This is a genomic window from Paenibacillus sp. Paensp111, from assembly GCF_059492195.1.
In genome coordinates, this window is sequence record NZ_CP168527.1 from 2,702,938 (window position 1) to 2,723,138 (window position 20,201).

The window sequence follows — 20,201 nt, forward strand, 5'->3', positions numbered from 1 at the left end:
AGACATTAGCGTGGGGATGTCCGTCTCAACAAGGAAGTTAGTGCTTGACCAGTGTACTACGTTTAGCTCTGAACCCAGGCGGCAGCACCTCTTGCTTCTAGTTCCTTCAACAGATCTTCGCACAGTTCATGTGTTCTCAGCGCATCTCGGGGTAAAGGGGAAGGTGCTCTCTGCTCTCTAACCGAGGTTAAGAATTCATCAATGACCTGATCAAACCCCCTTCTATACAGATTCGGATCCCAATCACTGAAATGAGAATGCTGTTCTTCCCCGCCGGTATAATGAATTGTTGAATTTAGATTTTTAACCATCCATTTGTTCCCTGGACTCATCACTTCAAGTATTTCTTCATTTACACCGTTGTCCCGGTTCATGATTCCCACACAGCTGAATCCCTCACCATCCAGCTGCAGCATAACTTGATACAGCTTACCCTCTTCTATTCGGGCAGAGATATGGGATCCGGTAATGTCCCCAGGGGCCAGAAACTGAAGTGTATCTACAACGTGAATGAAATCATCCATGACGAACCGGCGGGCAATATCCGGATGATGCAGACGATTCTTCTGCAAAATAACCAGACGGCGCTCTTCCACATCTTTAAGCTTGGCGTACATGGGAGCAAATCTTCGATTGAATCCGACCATCAGATTCCGGCCTGTCTGTTCAGCAAGCTCCACGATCCGGCGCGATTCCGCCAGTGTGTACGCAATGGGCTTGTCCACATAGACATGAATTCCGGCTCGCAGCAGCTGCTCCACGATAGCAGGATGGGATTCGGTAGAGGTATGGACGAACGCTCCCTCTACTCCCATTGCAATCAGCTCTTCCACCGTCTGAACATGCTTATGAATCCGATATTTGGCGCTTAATTGATTTAGTGTCTGTAGATTGCGGGTACACAATACCAACTCAATATCCTCACGGGCCGTAATTACCGGCAGATAAGCCTTTTGGGCAATGCCTCCAAGTCCAATAATACCAATTCTCATAGGTCAGCTCCTCCATTAATGTGCGTAGGCTCTATTAATATAGAATTCACTAGAAATAGATACTTCTACTCTTCGTAAATCATTTTGCGGGTCATTCCACCATCAATAACCAAATTAGCACCTGTAATAAATGTATTGTCCGGATGGGTCAAATAGAGACAAGCTCTGGCAATATCGTCAGGTCTCCCTACTCTTCCCGCCGGATGCTGCTGGTGATCCTCCGGACGCAGCGCCTCGTAGTCTTTAGTCTCAATCCATCCCGGACTAATACTGTTGACTCTAATCCCATCCTTGCCAAGAGAGATCGCCATGGCATGGGTCAATGCATTTATGGCCCCTTTGGAAGCCGCGTAGGCTTCTGAATTCGGCTCTGACATGACAGCCCGTGTTGAGGAGATGTTGACGACAGCTCCTTGAATCGCGAGCTCTGTCATATGCCGGGCAGCTTCCCGGGTTGCCAGGAAGCAGCTGCGGACATTGGTGTTCATCACATCATCCCATTCTTCCAGCTTAAGCTCATAAGGAGATTTCCACCTGGAGATACCCGCATTGTTAATCAGGATATCGATACGCCCATACTCGCTTGCTGTCTCCTGCATCAATCGTATAATGTCTTCTTCTTTCCTCACGTCACAAGAAGCGAACATCGCATGTCTTCCTTCTTGGCGTAATTCTGCCGCAGCAGCAGCTCCCTTGGCTTCCTGGGTATCTGCAATAATGACCGAGGCTCCTAGCGCAGCATAAGCTTCCGCTACAGAGCGCCCGATTCCATCCGCCGCACCGGTAACGATGACAACCTTTCCTTCATAACACAAAGCAATCCCTCCTGTTCAAATTAACCTTATGCTTTTCCGTTCGCAATATCTCTTACAAGCTCAGGGAACCAATCTGATAGTGCAGCAAAGGAATACCCGGCTTGAACCGCTTTATTCGTGTCCATGACCCAGTCTGCCGGCACACCAAATGGCGACCTGTGCTCCGGGTGAGTATCCGCCTGGATAACTGCAGTCTGTCCGGTGACCTCTTCAATGATACTAAGAATCTGACGGACGGAAAGCGTTCCGCTAGAAGCGGCGTTAACAGGCCCTTCAAGCTTGCCCTGACCCAGCCAAGCCAGGAATTTCGCTGTCTCATCCGAGGAGATGAAGCTAAGTCTAGCAGCCGGATTTGGAACCCCGATCGGCAGCTTCTCCTTGATATGATTCACATGGAAATGAAGCCGCTTGGTGTAATCATCCAGACCCAGCACAATAGGAATCCGCATGGCGGCAACAGGGAAGCTCGCTTGTTGGAAGAAGACGGACTCTGCTTGACGCTTGCCTTCCTGATAGGTGAAATCTGCAGCTGAACCTTCACGGATAGGATTTAGATAAGGATCATAGTCCTTCTCAGTCAGAAGATGATCAACTGGATCATATACAGATAGAGTTGAAGTTAGGATATAACGACCGGCATGACCATCGAAGGCCTGAACCGCACTGCTGGCGTCATCCGGGGAATAGCAGATGTTGTCATACACCACGTCCCAGTCTCCTCTAGATGCTGTTCGCAGCAGATCTGCTCTGCTCGTCCTGTCGAGTGTTAAGTGCTTGACCCTCCTGCTAAAGATAACCGGTGTGTTGCCTCGGGTCGCCAAAGTGACATCATGTTCTTCCCGAAGAAGAAGCTCAACCAGTTTTTTGCCAACATAACGAGTTCCCCCGAAAATTAATACTTTTGCCATGGTTCTTTACCTCCAATGATGTGTATTCATTTAGTAGGCGAATATCGCATTTCACTAGGTTACGTCAGACAGTTCAGTCTAAAGGATTCTCTTAAATTGTAAACATTTAAAAGATTCTAAACAACAAGGCAGGTGATCCGCCTCTTTTCCAAATGAAATTGACTTGTGATGCTTAAGTACCTGAACAGGGCAACTCTACCTAATTTACAGGTTTGTAAAAGGGTCCCATTTCCCGACTTTATGAGTCTTCTGTCTTCCATAATTTATGAATATAGTGGGATACCCAAATGAAAACACTTCCATAATAATGGAGAAATAGAAGTTTCCTACTTATCAACCATAACTTTAATACAAATATCCGGGAGGAGTGTCGAAGTTTGTTCCATACTATGATTCGCAAGTCCGCTTATCTGATTACTAGTCTTACAGTTGCTACAGGGGTGTTCGCCAGCACGGGATATGCCGCTCTGGACACCCAGAAACCGGTGATTGAATGGTCACATGAATATGGGAAAGATCAGCTGTCTTCCAATGGACGCGGTGTAACCCCTACCCCCGATGGTGGCTACATCGTTGCAGGGGACATTACCGGAACAGACCCTTCGAGCTATGGAATTACAGGGGCCTACATTCTTAAAGTTAACGCCTCCGGCCAGAAAGAATGGGAACAAAAGGTAGAGCATGGTGACTCGGAATATACTTACGCTTATAAAGCAGTTCCTACCAAGGATGGTGGATATATTGTCAGCGGGTCGACCAAGAATTATGACGGCAGGCCGCACAGTGTCGTCTATTTAATCAGATTGTCTGCCCAGGGCAGTGTTGTATGGGAGAAAGAGTATGGTAGCGGATCCGCCAATCAGTATGGTGAATCTGTTGTAGAAAGTGAAGATGGCGGTTACGTAGTGACCGGCTACAGCGCAACCTCGTGGGGAGAGGCACCGGCGTATGTACTCAAGACGGATGCCCAGGGTAACCAGCTGTGGTATAAGAAGTTCACATTCGATAGCAATCAATATTTCAATGATATCATACCAACCTCTGACGGCGGAACGATTTCAGTGGGTACCATTAACTCGATGTACGGCCCCGGCGAGAATGATGCCGCTATAGCGACCAAGCTGAATGCGAAAGGCGAAGAAGTCTGGACCAAGAAATTTACTCAAGGGGGCTCCAAACGCTCGGCATTCTCGATAACGCCTGCGACCGATGGAGGTTATGTGATTGGAAGCAGAACCAGTGCGGATATTAACATCCTGACCAAGATCGACGCAAATGGCGAGGTCATCTGGGAGAAGACTTATGACCCGACTCCGGATCGTGAGCTTTTCACACAGGTTGTTCGTACTCAAGACGGTTATGCGCTTCTAGGAGAGAATGAGAAAGGTCAATACCCTGACGAACAAAATCAATTTGAGGTGCTCAAGGTAGATAAGAACGGTGAGGTTCTGGACAACGTGCTCTTCGGCGAACCGAATCTGTATGCTGTTGGCAGAGGCGCGGTCTCTCCGGATGGCGGATTCGTGCTTACGGGCCAGGCCAATCAGGGTGAAGAATATGTTCTTCAACTGACCAAGCTTGCCGGCAGCCAGGCGGAAGAACCCAAGGTTACAAGTATTGAGTTCCCCGACGCAACCAAGACTCTGGAAGTAGGCAAGAATGTGGCCGTGCATCCTCAAGCTGTACATTCAGATGGAACCAAGGCTGAGATTACTGATCCTGTTACCTACACGTCAAATGATGAGAATGTGGTGACCGTAGATGGATCAGGACTCATTACCGGTAAGAAACCAGGCAGCACCACAATCACTGCAGAGTACAAAGGTCTGTATGCCCAGCTTCGGGTAAATGTCTCGGCAAATGGAGATCCGGGAACAGCTGACGGTGCCTTCTATCTGGATTCAGATGAATACTCGTTGTCTGCAGGTACTTCGATCGATACAATTGCCATCTTTAAGGACAAGGACGGACAAGTTCATAATGTTACCAAACAGGCTGTATTCAAAAGTGAGAACCCCAAAGTCGCTGAATATGATAAGGACGGCAACATTATCGGCGTTCACGCCGGCATTACCCATGTTATAGCGGAATATAACGGTCAAACCTATAAAGCTTTGGTTCAGGTTGTTCGTGCCTACGTGCCGAGATAATCATGAGAGCCATCCCTCTGGATGGCTCTTTATTTAAAGATTACACCGAATCCTCTTACTCCTCCTGTTAGATTTCCACCAAGCTTTTAACTTACCAAAGTGTATAACTCATCAATAGCTCACTATCACGTACATACCTGCACACAACTGATTAATAAATTTTTGCGAGGAGTGTCGAAGTTTGATCCAATCCATTATCCGTAATACCCGTTATGCTCTGGCTTGCCTCACCCTAGCCTCAGGGATTCTAGCAGGTCACAGTTATGCTTCTGCCGCGACCGGACAACCCGTTATGGAATGGTCCCATCAGTTCGGTAAGGAGTACCTGTCCACAAATGGCAGCAGTGTAACCCCTACCTCGGACGGAGGATATATTGCCGCAGGTGACACCAGAGAGAGTAGTGACGGAGATACCGAGGCTTATGTTCTGAAGCTGAATTCTTCTGGAAACACACAGTGGCAGCAGAAGATTCAGCATGGAGAATATACTTATGCCAAAAAGGCTATTGAGACCAAGGACGGCGGATTTATTGTCAGTGGAACTTTCAGCAGTGATGACGGAAGACCTCATAGTGCTATTTTCCTAACCAAACTTACTGCACAAGGTGCCGTGGAATGGGATCAAGTATTTGATAGAGGTGCTAATACGAATGGAGATTCGGTCGCCGAGACCGAAGATGGCGGATTTGTTGTAACCGGCTATACCCTTTCGGCCTCTGGCGAAGATTCAGCCTATGTGCTCAAGACAGACGCCCGGGGACAGCAGGTGTGGTTCAATTGGTACCGGTTCGGCAGCAATCAACACTACAATGATATTATTGCTGCTCCAGATGGCGGTTCCATCGCCGTGGGCACTCTTGATACCATAATCGGTGATAACGGAAATGACGGCGCCCTCGTCACTAGACTGAACGCCGAAGGCGAGGAACTGTGGACCAAGAAATTCGTCCAGCCAAATTCCGGCCGTAATGCATATTCTATCACGGCATCTGGTGACGGAGCCTATGTGATTGCCAGCTCCGGGGAGAAGGATGGCCATGATATCACTTATCTATCCAAAGTAAATGCAGCCGGGGAAGTAATGTGGGAGAAAAGCTATGATCCCAGCGCAGATCGGGATCTCTTCACCACTGTCGCAAGAACCGGACAGGGATACGCCCTGATCGGGAATGTTCAGAAAGGCTCCTATCCTGATTACGAGAGTTTATTCGAAGTGTTAATGGTAGATGAGAATGGAGAGATCCTGAACTATACGCTTCTTCCTGACTCGAAATTATACGGTCAGGGCCGGGGGACTGCAGGGCCAGACGGCGGAATTGTATTAATGGGAACCATCCCCGTTAGCGATCAGTACATTTTGCAGCTGACCAAGCTGGCTGGTGAAGAACAGTCCCCGTTAGAAGGCAGCTTCTATCTGGACTCGGACGAATATTCCTTAACCGCTGGAACTTCTCTGGATACTGCCGCTTTCTTCAAAGATAAAGATGGGAGCATCCATAATGTGACGAATCAGTGCATTTTCAAAAGCGATAATTCAAAAGTCGTAGAATACGACCCAGATGGTAACATTAACGGCGTACATGCGGGGATCACCTACATCACGGCCGAATATCAGGGTAAATCTTACCGGGCCCAAGTACAGGTCGTTCGGGCCTATGTTCCGAGATAAAGGCAGCAACCCGTTTCATCAATTTAATAAAAATGCAAACAAGAAGCCCTGTCCAACTTGGACAGGGCTTCTTGTTATGCATCTTATTTAAGAATCTTATTTAAGAATCAATTCTACGAATTGCTACTTAGAATACTACCTGTCAGATAACCCTAGAGAACTCGGTTACAGTACAGGCTGTTCTACCGTGTCTTCCGCTTTCTGTTCCTGATCTACATCTGCAGTGACCAGCAAATATACTCTGGATTCATACGGCTTGAGCGCCAGCGTCTGGATGCTCTCCGAAGCATCGGCTTCATAGTTATGAATGAGCAGCTCCGCAGAATCATATACCCATTCGATCGGGCAGTCGAACAGCGCTTCGTTCGCTGAGAGATTCGAGATCACTAGCAGTTTCTCATTGCCAAGTGTCCGGCTGTATGCATAGAGATTCGGATCCTGCTGCGGCACAAGATCATAAGTACCATACACGATAACCGGATTTGCCGCACGAAGTGCGATTAATCTCTTGTAATGGTGGTAGATCGAGTTCGGGTCCTGAATCTGCTGCTCCACGTTGATGTCAGGATAATTCGGGTTAATCTTCAGCCACGGCGTACCTGTTGTAAAGCCTGCGTTGGCCTTGCCGTTCCAGTGCATAGGTGTCCGGGAATTATCCCGGCCGTTCTTCCAGATAATCTGCATGATCTCTTCATGACTCTTCCCTGCTTCGCGCTCCAGCTGGTAGAGGTTCTTAATGGCCACATCATTGTAATCCTCAATCGAATCGAACTGTACATTCGTCATCCCGATCTCCTGCCCTTGATAGATAAAAGGCGTTCCCTGCATAAGGAAGTACATGGCAGCCAAAGATTTGGCCGATGCCTGCCAGTGCTCCTGGTCGTTCCCCCAAGTGGACGTTGAGCGAGGCTGGTCATGGTTCTCAATAAAGAGTGCGTTCCAGCCTCTTCCCTCAAGACCTTTCTGCCAGCGGCTAAGCGTCTCTTGAAGAGCTTTAATATCCAGCCCCCCGGTCACACTCTTGTTCCATAAGGCCAAATGCTCGAATTGGAAAATCATATTAAATTTGCCGTTCTCTTCTCCTACCCACTGATCCGCCTGTTCGGTCGATACGCCGCTGGCTTCGCCAACGGTCATAATGTCGTACTTGTCGAATGTCTCCTGCTTCAATTCCAACAGGAATTCGTGAATGCCTTCACGGTTCATATGACCGTCAAAGGAAGGAACGTATTTAAGCCCCTCCGGGTTCGGCATATTCGGGAATCCGGCTATTTTCTTAATATGTGAGATAGCGTCTACCCGGAAACCGTCAATTCCCTTGTCCAGCCACCAATTCACCATCTCATACAACTCCCGGCGCACGTTCGGGTTCTCCCAGTTCAAATCGGGCTGTCTTGTTGAGAAGACATGCATGAAATACTGCTCAGTATCCGCATCATACTCCCATGCCGAACCCCCGAAGATACTTTCCCAGTTATTCGGCTCAGCAGAATCCTGTCCGTCACTCCATATATAATAATCACGCTTAGGATGATCCTTGGAGGAACGGGATTCAATGAACCATGGGTGCTCGTCTGAAGTATGGTTAATCACCAGGTCCAGAATCAGCTTCATGCCGCGTGCATGCACCTCGTGCAGCAGCTGATCGAAATCCTCCATACTGCCGAACTCTTCCATAATGTCCTGATAGTCGGAGATATCGTATCCGTTATCGTCATTGGGAGACTTAAAGATCGGGCAGATCCAAATGACATTGATTCCGAGGTCGTGCAAATAATCAAGCTTGGAAATGATCCCTTGAAGATCACCTATACCGTCACCGTTGCTGTCCATAAAACTCCGGGGATAAATCTGATACGCCGTTGCTTCTTTCCACCAAATTCTTTTCATAACCGCTCCTTTAAATCTATAAGTTGTCCTGATTATATGATTCGTCGTGTGCAAATTTCGCGTGCCTTAACTTTGTGCATACGATTGCACTAATATTTCTGTGACTATTTTAACGTTTTTCCCTCTGTTTGTCGCTAGATTTCTCAAAAAAATAATTTGGGAATTCTCATTCCTCATTTCATTACAAAAAGAACCACAGCATGGCCCATGAGCCTAGCGGTGGTTCTTATAATTACCTTAATCGTCTATCTTCTCAGTTCAAACAAACTCTTGATGAGCGACAGTCCGCTGATCACACCTAAGTAAAAATGACCGTTACGACCGGTAATATCATCATAATAAGGGATAGCAGGCAGCTTTGTATAACTGGACAGAAGCACATAGATCAGCAGAATAAAGCTTGGAAGGAACACGGCGATGAACATCGGCTTGTTGAAATTGGACCTGCCAGGCAGACCCAATAGAGCACTCAAATAGACTCCCAGAACAAAGGCGTAGGCTGCACTCACCCACACTACTCTTTTAATATTGAAGTCTACTTCCGATTGGCGTGCCACATCAGTCAAATAATGATTACCATAGTAGAGCAATAGAAGCGCGCCAATGATCCAGATAATATAATACATATAACCTTTTCTCTTCATGAACAACTCTCCCGCAAAACAGATTCAGTTAGGCACATCGACTTCAGGCTGCAGGGCAGGCCTTGGATCACTGCGGTCACGCTGGCCTTTAACATGCTTCAACTGGGCGACAATGATCAGGCTGATGACCACGAGCAGGAACCAGGAACTGATTTTGCCAAGATGAACCATCTGCCATGCATGTTCCTGATCCGGATAGCGCCAAGCACCAAGCAGAGTAGATATGTTCTCGGCCACCCAGATGAAGAATCCAACCAGCAGAAAAGAGACAACTAGCGGCAACCTTAAGCTTAGCTCCTCAATCTTGAAATAGATCTGTGTCTTATAGAATATGAGACATAACAGTACAATCAGAACCCATCTATAGTCACCAATATAGTGGTGAGTGAAGAAGTTCAAATAGATCGCCCCGCTGATCAGCCACGGGAGAACAGGACCCGGCCAGCCGGTAATCCGCAAGTCCATTCGCCTCCAGGCCTGACAGATATAACTCGCCACACTCGCATACATGAAGCCGCTGTAGAGGGGCACGCCATATATTTTGCTCCATCCCGGCTCGGGATAAGACCAAGACCCCATATGTACTTTGTACAGCTCGAGAGCCAGTCCAATAATATGGAACAGACAGATCACCTTAAGCTCATCGATCGTCTCCAGACTGAATAACACCATGGCCACCTGGGCCACGATACAGATCATCAGGATCAAATCGTACCTGGGCACGTAAGGGACATGAATGAACTTGGTTATGGCCAGAGAGGCAAATATAATCACCGGAAAAATACAGCAGAGTGCCTCTTTCCAGCCAAACACCCACAATTTACGCCAAAATATCATGATTCACCACCAAATTACAGATTTACAGCTTGATCACCATATGAATATCTTCGGGTTCCAGCCGGTACAGCTCTTCATCCACCTCAGCAGTCAGCCGGCTCCCGCAATGGGTATAGAACTGCACTGCGGACTGAGTTTCGGTAGAGGATACATAGAGGTAGGCAGCCCCGCGGCGGATCGCTTCCCGCTTCAATTCGTCCATCACGGTCCTCCCAATCCCCTGTCTCCGGTAAGCTCTCGATACGTACATCAGATCCACCTGAAGCTGGTTCTGGTCTTGTCCCCGAAGCTTAAATGCCAGAACCCCAAAGCCGGCCAGTCTATCTTCGTCAAATGCGCCATAAGCATACCCGCCGCCGCGCAGTTGATCCCGGTACCGTGCCTTCAGCTCTTCCAAGTGGGGCTGGTCCCATGTCGGACATTCATGCCCGGCCTGGACTTCCTCAATCCGGCCTCCCTCAGCCCTATAAACCTTCTCAATATACTCCGACCGGTCAATATGTGCAATGCATTCCGCATCTTCTATAGTCATTGTTCGATATCTAATCACGTTGTCTTCTTATCCTTTCATTCCGTGTAAGTCCATTTCTAACATAATCATATCTCTGCAAAGGATTCCATTCTCTACTATGGGCTGATCGTAATTCTTGACAAAATAATCCCGCAAGACGTCCACTATACGAAAACCATTCTTCTGGTAAAAGGCCAGCTGGTTCAAGCTGGAGTTCCCAGTTCCCACCTTCAGACGAACATAACCTGCCCGTCGGGCAGCATCTAGGGTGTGCCGAAGCAGCCGTGTTCCAAAGCCTCTGCCCTGAGCTTCTTCAGCTACAGCGATGTTAACGATCTCGGCATTGTCATCCGAACGAGGCACCAGCACGCAGATGCCCATTACCTGCTCTCCTTCCAGCAACTTGAAGACGGAACCACTATGTATATACGTTCGAATCCTATGTTCATCGGGATCGGCCAGGAGCAGCAGGTTCATCGGTAACGGTTCGGTATTCAAATGCTCTCGAATAGATATCGTTGAAATTCAGGTTCCCTCCTTACGATCATTGTGCGGATCAACTTAGATTAATAGAATTTATCCCATTATACCATTTCGTAAGAATTCGCACTTAGGTAGGAAGTAATTCTGAAGAATTAAAGATATAGTACCTGTTATTTATTGGGCTATAATACCATAATTGTAAATATATCAATACATGAAAGGAGTTATATTCATGACTAAATCGACTTCACACGGACTCACATACAAATCTTTTATCTTAGCTGCCGGATTCCTGTTGACCCTGTCTGCATCCGGGGTGAGTTATGCCGCTGAGGAGAACGTCATCAAGTTGGAAAATGAAGTGACCATCAAAACGAGTGTCGTAGTTACCTTTCCTACCCAACCGAACACATCCGGCGGATACACGACGGACCACGGTGAAGGCGGGATGATCAGTCTCCCTAATCCTCCTGGATCAGGAGATACCATTATAGTTGGCGGGTTTAAAGATAATCCGCCTCCTTACACAACTATTCTTGTGTCTACACCTGGAAGCTTCTATTTAGATTCAAATGAGTACTCGATCACTGTCGGAGACACACTTGATACAGTGGCCTTGTTCAAGAACTCTCCGAATTCTGTCCAAACCATTAATTCACAGGTTCAATATTCCAGTAAGAATCCTGATATTGCCCAGATTGATTCACAAGGAAACCTCACAGGAATCCACCCGGGCCTGACCCAAATAACCGCTTGGTATCAAGGACAGCAATTTACAGCATCCGTCCTGGTGGTTAACCCTTATCTCTCACATTAGTTCATATGTAATTGGGTGAACTAGCCGGCTTTCTCTTAGCAACAAGGCTGCACTAAGTGCAACCTTGTTTTTTTGTTGCGTCACAATGCCCCTTCTTCCTGAAATATCTAATTCATGCTCGACCCCAGGCATGGTATAATGGTCAGCGCCGACAGTCCTGCCAGCAAGATCCCAAGGAAAGAAGATGAATTCATACCCATGATCGCAGACATTCTTGTTCAAGTCGTGCTGCCCATATTTATACTAATCAGTATTGGTTCCGTGATGCAGTATATTTTCCAGCTTGATCTCTATACACTAACCAAAATCAACTTTTATTACATAACCCCCGCGGCGGTCTTTATCAGCATGTACAAATCAGAAATGTCGCCTGCGCTCTTCGGCAATGTGGCCCTGTTCTATACCTTATATGTATTGATTCTGTACGGAGTCGCTACGCTCGTATCAAGGCAGCGTAAATTCACCAAAGGCATGAAGGCGGCTTTCTCGAACAGTCTGATTATAGACAATGCCGGGAATTACGGACTGCCGATCAACACTTTGGCCTTCAAGGGGGATCCTCTTGCCGGTTCGATACAGGCCCTCATTATGTCGATGAACAGTCTGGTTACATTCACTTATGGGGTCATCTCCATTCAAGGAGCGAAGACGGAAGGTTTATACCGCCATGCGATCAAAGGGTTCTTGAAAATGCCCGTTCCCTATGCCTTGGTGCTGGGACTCGTGATGCATATTTTCAGTGTTCCGCTTCCGATGTTCATCTACCAGCCTCTACAATATGGATACCAGTCCATGGTAGCCATCGCCCTGCTGACGCTCGGGGCACAGATTATCAAATATCCGCTAAGGCTGGACCGAATCGAGGTCTACTTAAGTGTGGGACTGAGGCTGCTGCTCGCACCTGCTGTTGGCTTCATTCTCATCCTGCTGCTCGGTCTCAAGGGGATTCCAGCCCAAGCGCTGCTCATTGCCTCCGGCATGCCGGTTGGCGTCAACACCTCGATTCTGGCTGAAGAATATCAGAATGAACCGGATTTTGCCGCACAGACGATCCTGATCTCTACTCTTCTTAATGTAATTACCATAACCGGGCTAATCTCCTTGACTAAATTCGTAGCCTGAGATTGTCCTGGGGAGATCTGCATAAGCATGTAGCAAAAAGAGAGAACAGCCCGTTCAGGCCGTTCTCTCTTTATTAGTCTAACCTTCCGTTCTTAATCAGCCGCTTCATTCTCCAATGCCTGTAGATAAAGAACACATACACTCCCAGGTATGTCGGCAGCGTAAGAATTCCATTCCTGACCTCAAGCGTATCCCTAAACAGGACCGCCTGTGAATCCGGATCAGGCCTAACTTCCATAGTGTGCTGCCAGAACTTAAGGAGCAGACCGTGTTCATCCGTTGATATTCGCTTCGCGGAATAATCTATTTTTTTGAATAGGATGGTGTGATGACCCAGCGGTATCCATCCGAGCAGATACATTTGTAAAGGATACGAGCTGCCTTCTACCCACCTATTGGGATAACCCCCGCTATCCCTGCTGTGAAAAGCCATTAACGGAGCACTGACCTTTTGGAAAGTGGCTGGAGACTGCAAATGTTCCCATAATCTGTCCGGCGAAATTCCTTTTATTGTGGACTGCATGATGAACCGCATATTTAGGTCCACTCCGAGGCCAGAATACCATAGACCACATGATCGATATACCGGTCCCCATTCAGCTCCGCCTGCCGGATGACCCCTTCCTCGGTGAAGCCAAGTCTTACCGGGATAGATCTGCTCTTCTGATTGCCTACTCCAGCCCTGATCTCGATCCGGTTGAGTCCAAGCTCCCCAAACGAATGATCAATCAAGGCTTTGCAAGCCCCAGTCATAAGTCCTCTGCCTTGATAAGCGGAACCAAGCCAATAACCAATGGCAGCTTTGCGGTTAGCCTGGCTGATATCCATCAGAGAAATGCAGCCCACCACCTCGCCTTGATACACAATCCCGCAGCTTAGGCTGCTCCCGCGGGCAAACTCCTCAAGCTGGGACTTAATATAATTCTCCGAATCACTCACCGTATGCGTGTGCATAACCCAAGGCAGCCATTCGGCCAGCATCTCCCTGTCCTGCATGGTAAGTTCAAATAACCGGGCAGCGTCCCGGATATCCAGCAGCCTCAACGATAAGCCTTCATCAATGACATACTTGAACATATGCACCCTCCCCAGCCCGGAATTGCGGCCGACTCATTGTGTCTATATAAAGGTAAGCTATGATTTGCACATCTAGCGACTTACACCGCTTCTTGAAGCTCTTTATCTTTAGGCAGGAATACTGTAAGCAGCCCAATCAAAGGCAGGAAGGCACATACCTTCATAACATTGGTGATGCTGGTTGCATCCGCATAATGCCCCAGCACAGCTGAGCCAATCCCTCCGAGTCCGAAGGCAAGGCCGAAGAATAGGCCTGAGACCAGACCCACCTTACCTGGCATAAGCTCTTGGGCATATACAACAATAATCGAGAACGCCGAGGAAAGGATAAAACCTGCACATACAACCAGAACGCCGGACCAGAACAGATTGGCGTAAGGCAGAAGCAGAGAGAACGGCGCGGTGCCAAGAATGGACAACCATATGATGCTTCTTCTCCCGTAACGGTCTGCGAGCGGTCCGCCGAAGAACGTTCCAACAGCTGAAGAGGCCAGGAAAGCGAACAAGAACCACTGCGCGGTCTGTTTGGTAATCCCGAACCCATCAATCAGAAAGAACGAATAGAAGTTTGTAATGCTGACCATGTACACGTTCTTGGAGAAGACAAGGAGCACCAGAATCGTCATCGCCGCAATCACCTTCGCTTTGGACAACGATCTTCTGACAGGAGACTGCCCTGGGGAGACCTTGGTCCTTGGCTTCAGTTCCTGGGCACTGTACCATTTGGCAACCCGGTACTGAATCCCGATTGCAATGAGCGCCGCGATACTGAACCAGATCACACTGAACTGTCCAAGCGGGACGAAGATCAGTGCGGTCATCAGCGGCCCTAGGGAGCTTCCGAAGTTCCCGCCGACCTGAAAGATGGACTGGGCCAACCCCCGCCGGGGACCCGCCGCCAGATAAGCAACACGGGATGATTCCGGATGGAATACAGACGAGCCTATACCGATCAGCGTGACTGCGAGCAGGATGAATAAGTAACTTGGAGCGAAAGCCACAAGGACCACACCCAGCAGCGTGAAGCAGACACCGAAAGGAAGTATGTAGGGTCTCGGCCTAAGATCTGAATAGATGCCAACAACCGGCTGCAGTACAGAGGCTGTAATATTCATGGCAAAGGTGATCCAGCCGATCTGTCCATAGGTCAGAGACAGCGAATCCTTAAGAACCGGAAATAGTGCCGGAATGGCCGACTGCATGGCATCATTCAGCAAATGAACGATACTGACAGCAAATAATATTGGAAATACGGTGGCGCTGTTTACAGCGGATTTCATCACAGCAGCAGCTTTGCTCACCTGTCTCCCTCCCTTTCTTTTCGTATATAGTTTAAATGGAATCATGCCACATTTTGGGAGCTTTGAAAAGAGAAAATGTAAATTTCACGAAAAACTATACATAACTTTCCTGTCTTGCTGTTTGTCTTATTAAAGAGATAACTAAAACTAGAGGTGGAGCCCGGAAATGAAGCCTTATCTAATCTTTGATTTTGACGGAACTCTGGTCGATTCCAAAACATTAACGATTCAGATCTTTAATCAGCTGGGTGCGAAATACGGAGGCAGAAGGATTCTTGACACAGAAATTCCGGCGCTGTCCAATATGTCTATCCCGGAGAGATTGAAAGTGCTGAAGGTCCCTATGTATAAACTCCCGGCCTTATTGCTTGAAGGTAAAAGAGAATACAAGCGGGAAATCAGCAAGTTGGAGCCTGTTTGCGGGGTTAGTGAGATGTTGAAGGAATTGAAAGATCAGGGCTATTCCCTTGGTATCCTATCTTCCAATACGGAGGAGAATATTCATAAGTTTATACAGCTTCACCATATGGATTACTTTGATTGTATTCATTCTGCCACCAACTTATTTGGCAAACACAAAGCGATCACAAGCATGAGAAAAAAACTGGGGTTGTCAACAAATGAACTCCTGTACGTGGGCGATGAACTGCGCGATATTGAGGCCTGCAAGAAAATCAACGTCAAAGTTATTGCGGTGACTTGGGGATTTGATTCGCATGAATTGCTTGCTCAGTCCTCTCCCGACTTTATATGTCATACTCCTGGAGAATTATTACGATTCATTACACAAGAGATAACCAGACCTACCTAAATCAGCAGGAGGCAAAAGTCTCCACGTAGCAGAAAAAGGCTGGAGCAGCGGCTCCAGCCTTTTGTGGATTTGTACTAGATGGTGTAACTTAACTTAAAATATATTTCCGAATAGCCCCGTCTAGAAATTGAAATTGTCCGGATCAGGACCCGTACGCTCATTCAAATTCAATGAATCAATGGCAGCCATATCCTCCGGGCTTAATTCAAAGTCGAAGATATCCGCATTGCCGGTGATCCGCTCTTCATGAACCGATTTCGGGATGGTAATGATGTGGTTCTGAAGGTCCCAGCGAAGGACAACCTGAGCCGCCGTTTTCCCGTACTTGTTACCAATCGCCTGAATGGTCTCATCCTTCACCACCTTGCCTTGAGCAAGTGGAGACCAGGCTTCCACGGCAATTCCTTTCTTCGCACAGAAATCACGAATTTCCTTCTGGCTTAAGTAAGGATGAAGCTCGATCTGATTCAATGCTGGAATGACCTTGGCATCCTCCATCAAATCCTCTAAATGATGCACATGGAAATTGCACACCCCGATGGCCTTGGCTTTGCCATCTTGGTAGATCTTCTCGAGTGCCTTCCAGGTTTCTTTATATTTGCCTTTAACAGGCCAATGAATCAAATATAGATCCACGTAGTCAAGCCCAAGCTTGCTTAAGCTGGCATCGATTGCCGACAAAGTCGATTCGTATCCCTGATCCGCATTCCATACCTTGGTCGTAATGAACAGCTCCTCACGCTTAAGTCCATTCTCCTCAAGTGCCTCGCGGATAGCTTGTCCTACGCCTTCTTCGTTCTTATATGCTGCGGCGGTATCGATACTGCGGTAACCGTGACGAACTGCGGTCTTCACAGAGCTCAAGACTTCATCGCCGTCTTTGACCTGCCATACGCCAAGACCAAACCAAGGCATTTCTACTCCGTTGTTCAACTTCACCGTATCTTGTAAATGGTTAGGCATGGATGTGAATCCTCCTTAGAATGTAATTGCTGAGTTAATTCATGAACATTATAGGAAATCCCACCCGAAAAGAAAAGAAGGCACATATTTGATACTTACCCAAGCGCGGCTTAATATTCCCTTTGAAAGGTAATTTTCATGAATTATACTAAAGAGTGAACTCGATACGGAGTGACGGAAGTTCAGATAGATATAAAATTGTAAATACATAGGAGATTGTAGACCATGGAGAATTCGGAATCTATGCCAGCAGGTAGTGGGAAAAACGAACGGAAGAAGCGCTTTTTTGGACGCGGAGGTGTGAAATATGCTCTACTTGAGCTGCTCACCCAGGGTCCGAAGCATGGCTATCAGATGATCAAGGCGCTTGAGGAAGAGACCGGCGGAATCTATGCACCCAGCCCCGGATCCATCTACCCGACTCTGAATATGCTGGAGACCAGAAAATTAATCTCGTCTGAGGCCATCGAAGGAAAGAAAGTATATAGTCTGACCGAATCGGGGCGGCAGTTCCTTAACGACATGCCGATTCAAGAGCTGTATGGGGCTTCTGCTTACCGTAAGGAGCTGTACCGGATTGAACGAGAAGGACACGGCAAGGAATTTAAGGACGAGCTGTCCGAGCTGCTGCTGCTCATCGGCAAAGCCGAGAAAGCGACGGTAGGTCACCCTTTTCACTGGGAACGATTCCGCAGTGCTCTCGATGAACTCAAGGTGCAGATGAACACGATTTTAGATGACCTGAACCGCTCAGGACCCGTCTCACCCAGAAAGAAAGACACACCCTAGGCCTGCCATAGCGGAGAGATTTGATTTAGCTACTAATATAGCCGGTTGATCGTTATGGCTTCTTGCAGAATATGGATCTCTTCCTTGCTCATCTCATAACCCGCAAGCTCACCAGCCGCTTCCTCTGGAATCACGCCGGCAAGCACCAGACACCACAGCATACGCAAAATATATTTATCCATGGGCGCTACAAATGCAGCTTCAGCAAAACCGTCAATCCTGGCGGACAGGTCCATGAATTGATCATAGTGCCCTTCTCTGAACGCCTGGATCAGATCGGCCTGGATGTTAGGAAAGGCAGCTCCAAGACCGACCAGCGCACTTCTCGCACCGCGCATGAGGGAGTAGCCGAACATCCGGTCCTCACCTGTGAACAGCAGCTGTTCCGGAAAATGAGTCTGGAGCTGGGCGGAAATATCCTGCATCGTCATGACACTATCGAGTGTAGCGACCTTGATTCCGATCACTTGAGGGAGCTCAAGCAATCGCTTAAGTACTTCGGGCGTGTATTTAACGCCGCCTGCCTCTTCATACAGGTAGAACAGGATCAGCGGATAACCCTGATCCGCCAAGCTTTGATGATAGGCAATAATGGCTTCGTCCCGCTCAGCATCAGGAAGGTCACGGAAGATGACCGGTGGGAAGACCAGCAGAGCATCTGCTCCCCAGTTCATGGCATCGGCAGCCATCTCATGGCTGGCCGCGTACCAGCGCATGGTCCTCTCCTCTGCCCCCCAAGCCGGATCGATAAGAGAGCCGGCACCGGCTACGATTGTCCGCTCCGGTCCAAGATGGGCTCTCCAGCTGCGAAGAATATACTCCCTCTCAGGACGGGTTAGCTGCAGGCCTCTCCCGGTATGCACCCATAAGGCCACCCCTAGAATCCTCTGCTCCGCCATATATTTCGCATAATTCTCATGAGCCTCTGTGTGTAAGGTGCCATCTGACGAACGAGGAACAGGAACAGCCGGGATTATGCCTCCAGTCAGCTGTTCCCTGATTTGCTTATAATTCCGCATGTATGTTGTCCTCCTATACCATGTACAGAAAGTATTCCTTGCCCCCGTTCCGATACCAGGAGGCTAGATCCCTGAACCGGATAATGCCATCTTGACTGCTAATCTCCTGATGTTCCTTCAGATGCAGCATCCAGGTGATCAGTCCTTCAGCGGGGTGAAAATACAGCTCATGCAGCGCCCGCTCGGTCTTACTGCCCGTGCGCATGCCAAAGGCCGAGTTCGGCCGCTGGAACATCGTATGCATCTGCACACTTTCCGCCCCCCGAAGGGCGTACTCCACGGCCATTTTGCCGGAATGCACATCTCCCGTCCCGGATAAAGGCGGCACTGGTCTCTTCAGCTTACCCTGAACTTCCAGCTTGCGGAGCCTGGATAGAATCCGGAGATTACGGTTGCTTAAGTCGGGGCCTCCGTAGGCTGCGCCTTCCTTGCCCAGAAATTTGAGCCGCGAATCATACAGCCGGTTCGCATACACCACATAATCCGGCCTGGCCTGGCCTTCTTCCAGAAGACATCGGAAGGATTCAAGCTGGAAGCGGTCATCGAACATCGTGTTCATCAGCTTGATTCCAAGCTGAATGTCGCTTTCGGGAACCGAGGTTTTGATCAGATAAGGGACTTGTCTCAGCCACTCCAGCACCGTGTACTTTTGACCGGCTAGACCGGAACCAGCTACTGTAGGACTGAAATCCTTCTCCATCTGGAGCGGCCCAGATTGTCCGGATTCCTTCCATACTTTATATAACATCTGGGTTGTGTACCGATATTCATCAAGCTGATAACCGGGATCGCTTTGGCTTGGCAGGTGATATTTGCAGGAGGGAACAATGACGGTTCCGCGGGTTCTTCCTTCTGCCAGGGCGGACCTGAAGAAATCTAGATAGGCTTTCAGGCTGCCATACCATCCTCTTCCCCTCCAGGTCACATTCCATCCGAGCTCTCCCGTCTCCTTGCCGGTGATCTGATTCACCACCATTCGTGTCTCCTTCACCGCCCACTCCTTCATCGACCGGCTCCCATACTGATTCTCGGCAATGACGGTCTTCAAGACAACAAATCCAAGTCCGGCTTTCGTATCCGCTCTGACCTGCTCCATATTGACGGATAGCTGTCCAGATGCTTTGCCAAAGGGATTTCTTATGGACGCAGCACCGTACCGTGATGAGACATCTACTCCATAACGTTCCAAAATATAATGTTCAACTTGATCAGGCATGCCTTCCCGAAAACGTTCATAATCAGCCTCTATCCGGGATACCACCTCTTTGCCGATAAGCGGCCTCGCCGGTAAGATAGGCCCATTCATCATCTTCAACCCCCTGTATGTGATCAAGGTCCTTGAAGACTCTATTCCACACTTTGCATGCTGTCTCCTGTCCCCCAGGAGGAATTTTACGTAGAGT

At 48.3% G+C, this 20,201-nt stretch carries 20 protein-coding genes; 6 read left to right on the forward strand and 14 right to left on the reverse strand.

Translation table 11 applies throughout. The annotated features are described in order from the left end of the window. Nucleotides 1–62: 62 nt before the first annotated feature. The 3 genes from ACEN86_RS12580 to ACEN86_RS12590 form a co-directional block, all read right to left on the reverse strand. Nucleotides 63–992: a Gfo/Idh/MocA family protein gene (locus ACEN86_RS12580; protein WP_495630972.1), complete on the reverse strand. Its 930-nt coding sequence runs from the start codon at nucleotides 990–992 to the stop codon at nucleotides 63–65. Nucleotides 993–1,057: 65 nt separating this feature from the next. Then, entirely contained in the window at nucleotides 1,058–1,807 is a 750-nt protein-coding gene (locus ACEN86_RS12585; protein WP_495630973.1) for an SDR family NAD(P)-dependent oxidoreductase, read from the reverse strand. A gap of 26 nt (nucleotides 1,808–1,833) precedes the next feature. Next, nucleotides 1,834–2,715: an NAD-dependent epimerase/dehydratase family protein gene (locus tag ACEN86_RS12590; RefSeq protein ID WP_495630974.1), complete on the reverse strand. Its 882-nt coding sequence runs from the start codon at nucleotides 2,713–2,715 to the stop codon at nucleotides 1,834–1,836. Between the two features lie 377 nt (nucleotides 2,716–3,092). Here ACEN86_RS12590 and ACEN86_RS12595 point away from each other — a divergent pair, with 377 nt between their 5' ends. Then, entirely contained in the window at nucleotides 3,093–4,865 is a 1,773-nt protein-coding gene (locus tag ACEN86_RS12595) for an Ig-like domain-containing protein (protein ID WP_495630975.1), read from the forward strand. Nucleotides 4,866–5,046: 181 nt separating this feature from the next. Further along, entirely contained in the window at nucleotides 5,047–6,534 is a 1,488-nt protein-coding gene (locus ACEN86_RS12600) for a hypothetical protein (protein WP_495630976.1), read from the forward strand. A 165-nt stretch (nucleotides 6,535–6,699) separates the two neighbouring features. Here the strand turns inward: ACEN86_RS12600 and ACEN86_RS12605 are convergent, their stop codons facing one another. From ACEN86_RS12605 to ACEN86_RS12625, 5 genes are all read right to left on the reverse strand, one after another. After that, nucleotides 6,700–8,424, reverse strand: coding sequence for a glycoside hydrolase family 13 protein (locus ACEN86_RS12605; RefSeq protein ID WP_495630977.1), 1,725 nt, complete (start codon nucleotides 8,422–8,424; stop codon nucleotides 6,700–6,702). Nucleotides 8,425–8,669: 245 nt separating this feature from the next. Then, on the reverse strand, nucleotides 8,670–9,068 hold the full coding sequence (locus ACEN86_RS12610) for a hypothetical protein (protein WP_495630978.1): 399 nt from the start codon (nucleotides 9,066–9,068) through the stop codon (nucleotides 8,670–8,672). Between the two features lie 24 nt (nucleotides 9,069–9,092). After that, a complete protein-coding gene (locus ACEN86_RS12615; RefSeq protein ID WP_495630979.1) occupies nucleotides 9,093–9,905 on the reverse strand; it encodes a DUF817 domain-containing protein in 813 nt (270 codons plus the stop codon). A 22-nt stretch (nucleotides 9,906–9,927) separates the two neighbouring features. After that, on the reverse strand, nucleotides 9,928–10,455 hold the full coding sequence (locus tag ACEN86_RS12620) for a GNAT family N-acetyltransferase (protein WP_495630980.1): 528 nt from the start codon (nucleotides 10,453–10,455) through the stop codon (nucleotides 9,928–9,930). Nucleotides 10,456–10,464: 9 nt separating this feature from the next. Beyond that, the gene (locus ACEN86_RS12625; RefSeq protein WP_495634297.1) at nucleotides 10,465–10,893 is read right to left on the reverse strand and encodes a GNAT family N-acetyltransferase; all 429 of its coding nucleotides are present in this window, start codon (nucleotides 10,891–10,893) and stop codon (nucleotides 10,465–10,467) included. 238 nt (nucleotides 10,894–11,131) lie between these two features. On the opposite strand from ACEN86_RS12625, the gene ACEN86_RS12630 reads away from it, so the two are divergent. Together ACEN86_RS12630 and ACEN86_RS12635 are read left to right on the forward strand one after the other, a co-directional pair. After that, a complete protein-coding gene (locus ACEN86_RS12630) occupies nucleotides 11,132–11,716 on the forward strand; it encodes an Ig-like domain-containing protein (protein ID WP_495630981.1) in 585 nt (194 codons plus the stop codon). Nucleotides 11,717–11,914: 198 nt separating this feature from the next. Continuing rightward, the gene (locus ACEN86_RS12635) at nucleotides 11,915–12,838 is read left to right on the forward strand and encodes an AEC family transporter (RefSeq protein WP_495630982.1); all 924 of its coding nucleotides are present in this window, start codon (nucleotides 11,915–11,917) and stop codon (nucleotides 12,836–12,838) included. 73 nt (nucleotides 12,839–12,911) lie between these two features. On the opposite strand, the gene ACEN86_RS12640 is transcribed toward ACEN86_RS12635, so the two are convergent. The 3 genes from ACEN86_RS12640 to ACEN86_RS12650 all read right to left on the reverse strand — a co-directional run bounded on the left by ACEN86_RS12640 (nucleotide 12,912) and on the right by ACEN86_RS12650 (nucleotide 15,258). Beyond that, nucleotides 12,912–13,373, reverse strand: coding sequence for an Rv1443c family protein (locus tag ACEN86_RS12640; protein ID WP_495630983.1), 462 nt, complete (start codon nucleotides 13,371–13,373; stop codon nucleotides 12,912–12,914). Between the two features lie 2 nt (nucleotides 13,374–13,375). Next, the gene (locus ACEN86_RS12645) at nucleotides 13,376–13,915 is read right to left on the reverse strand and encodes a GNAT family N-acetyltransferase (RefSeq protein ID WP_495630984.1); all 540 of its coding nucleotides are present in this window, start codon (nucleotides 13,913–13,915) and stop codon (nucleotides 13,376–13,378) included. Nucleotides 13,916–13,995: 80 nt separating this feature from the next. Further along, on the reverse strand, nucleotides 13,996–15,258 hold the full coding sequence (locus tag ACEN86_RS12650; RefSeq protein WP_495634298.1) for an MFS transporter: 1,263 nt from the start codon (nucleotides 15,256–15,258) through the stop codon (nucleotides 13,996–13,998). A 124-nt stretch (nucleotides 15,259–15,382) separates the two neighbouring features. Here ACEN86_RS12650 and ACEN86_RS12655 point away from each other — a divergent pair, with 124 nt between their 5' ends. After that, on the forward strand, nucleotides 15,383–16,027 hold the full coding sequence (locus ACEN86_RS12655) for an HAD-IA family hydrolase (protein WP_495630985.1): 645 nt from the start codon (nucleotides 15,383–15,385) through the stop codon (nucleotides 16,025–16,027). A gap of 120 nt (nucleotides 16,028–16,147) precedes the next feature. Here ACEN86_RS12655 and ACEN86_RS12660 read toward each other — a convergent pair whose 3' ends face one another. Then, the gene (locus ACEN86_RS12660) at nucleotides 16,148–16,990 is read right to left on the reverse strand and encodes an aldo/keto reductase (RefSeq protein ID WP_495630986.1); all 843 of its coding nucleotides are present in this window, start codon (nucleotides 16,988–16,990) and stop codon (nucleotides 16,148–16,150) included. A gap of 225 nt (nucleotides 16,991–17,215) precedes the next feature. Here ACEN86_RS12660 and ACEN86_RS12665 point away from each other — a divergent pair, with 225 nt between their 5' ends. Beyond that, complete coding sequence (locus tag ACEN86_RS12665; protein WP_495630987.1) at nucleotides 17,216–17,779, forward strand: PadR family transcriptional regulator; 564 nt, start codon at nucleotides 17,216–17,218, stop codon at nucleotides 17,777–17,779. A 32-nt stretch (nucleotides 17,780–17,811) separates the two neighbouring features. Here the strand turns inward: ACEN86_RS12665 and ACEN86_RS12670 are convergent, their stop codons facing one another. Further along, the gene (locus ACEN86_RS12670) at nucleotides 17,812–18,798 is read right to left on the reverse strand and encodes a dihydrodipicolinate synthase family protein (protein WP_495630988.1); all 987 of its coding nucleotides are present in this window, start codon (nucleotides 18,796–18,798) and stop codon (nucleotides 17,812–17,814) included. 13 nt (nucleotides 18,799–18,811) lie between these two features. Beyond that, nucleotides 18,812–20,107, reverse strand: coding sequence for a beta/alpha barrel domain-containing protein (locus ACEN86_RS12675; RefSeq protein ID WP_495630989.1), 1,296 nt, complete (start codon nucleotides 20,105–20,107; stop codon nucleotides 18,812–18,814). Between the last annotated feature and the right edge of the window lie 94 nt (nucleotides 20,108–20,201).

Excerpts from the sequence above, each read along its gene's own strand:
- ACEN86_RS12580 (WP_495630972.1), bottom strand. The coding sequence starts at position 992 with ATGAGAATTGGTATTATTGGACTTGGAGGCATTGCCCAAAAGGCTTAT.
- ACEN86_RS12590 (WP_495630974.1), bottom strand. The coding sequence starts at position 2,715 with ATGGCAAAAGTATTAATTTTCGGGGGAACTCGTTATGTTGGCAAAAAA.
- ACEN86_RS12605 (WP_495630977.1), bottom strand. The coding sequence starts at position 8,424 with ATGAAAAGAATTTGGTGGAAAGAAGCAACGGCGTATCAGATTTATCCC.
- ACEN86_RS12610 (WP_495630978.1), bottom strand. The coding sequence starts at position 9,068 with ATGAAGAGAAAAGGTTATATGTATTATATTATCTGGATCATTGGCGCG.
- ACEN86_RS12615 (WP_495630979.1), bottom strand. The coding sequence starts at position 9,905 with ATGATATTTTGGCGTAAATTGTGGGTGTTTGGCTGGAAAGAGGCACTC.
- ACEN86_RS12625 (WP_495634297.1), bottom strand. The coding sequence starts at position 10,893 with ATGAACCTGCTGCTCCTGGCCGATCCCGATGAACATAGGATTCGAACG.
- ACEN86_RS12630 (WP_495630981.1), top strand. The coding sequence starts at position 11,132 with ATGACTAAATCGACTTCACACGGACTCACATACAAATCTTTTATCTTA.
- ACEN86_RS12635 (WP_495630982.1), top strand. The coding sequence starts at position 11,915 with ATGATCGCAGACATTCTTGTTCAAGTCGTGCTGCCCATATTTATACTA.
- ACEN86_RS12640 (WP_495630983.1), bottom strand. The coding sequence starts at position 13,373 with ATGCGGTTCATCATGCAGTCCACAATAAAAGGAATTTCGCCGGACAGA.
- ACEN86_RS12645 (WP_495630984.1), bottom strand. The coding sequence starts at position 13,915 with ATGTTCAAGTATGTCATTGATGAAGGCTTATCGTTGAGGCTGCTGGAT.
- ACEN86_RS12655 (WP_495630985.1), top strand. The coding sequence starts at position 15,383 with ATGAAGCCTTATCTAATCTTTGATTTTGACGGAACTCTGGTCGATTCC.
- ACEN86_RS12660 (WP_495630986.1), bottom strand. The coding sequence starts at position 16,990 with ATGCCTAACCATTTACAAGATACGGTGAAGTTGAACAACGGAGTAGAA.
- ACEN86_RS12665 (WP_495630987.1), top strand. The coding sequence starts at position 17,216 with ATGGAGAATTCGGAATCTATGCCAGCAGGTAGTGGGAAAAACGAACGG.
- ACEN86_RS12670 (WP_495630988.1), bottom strand. The coding sequence starts at position 18,798 with ATGCGGAATTATAAGCAAATCAGGGAACAGCTGACTGGAGGCATAATC.
- ACEN86_RS12675 (WP_495630989.1), bottom strand. The coding sequence starts at position 20,107 with ATGATGAATGGGCCTATCTTACCGGCGAGGCCGCTTATCGGCAAAGAG.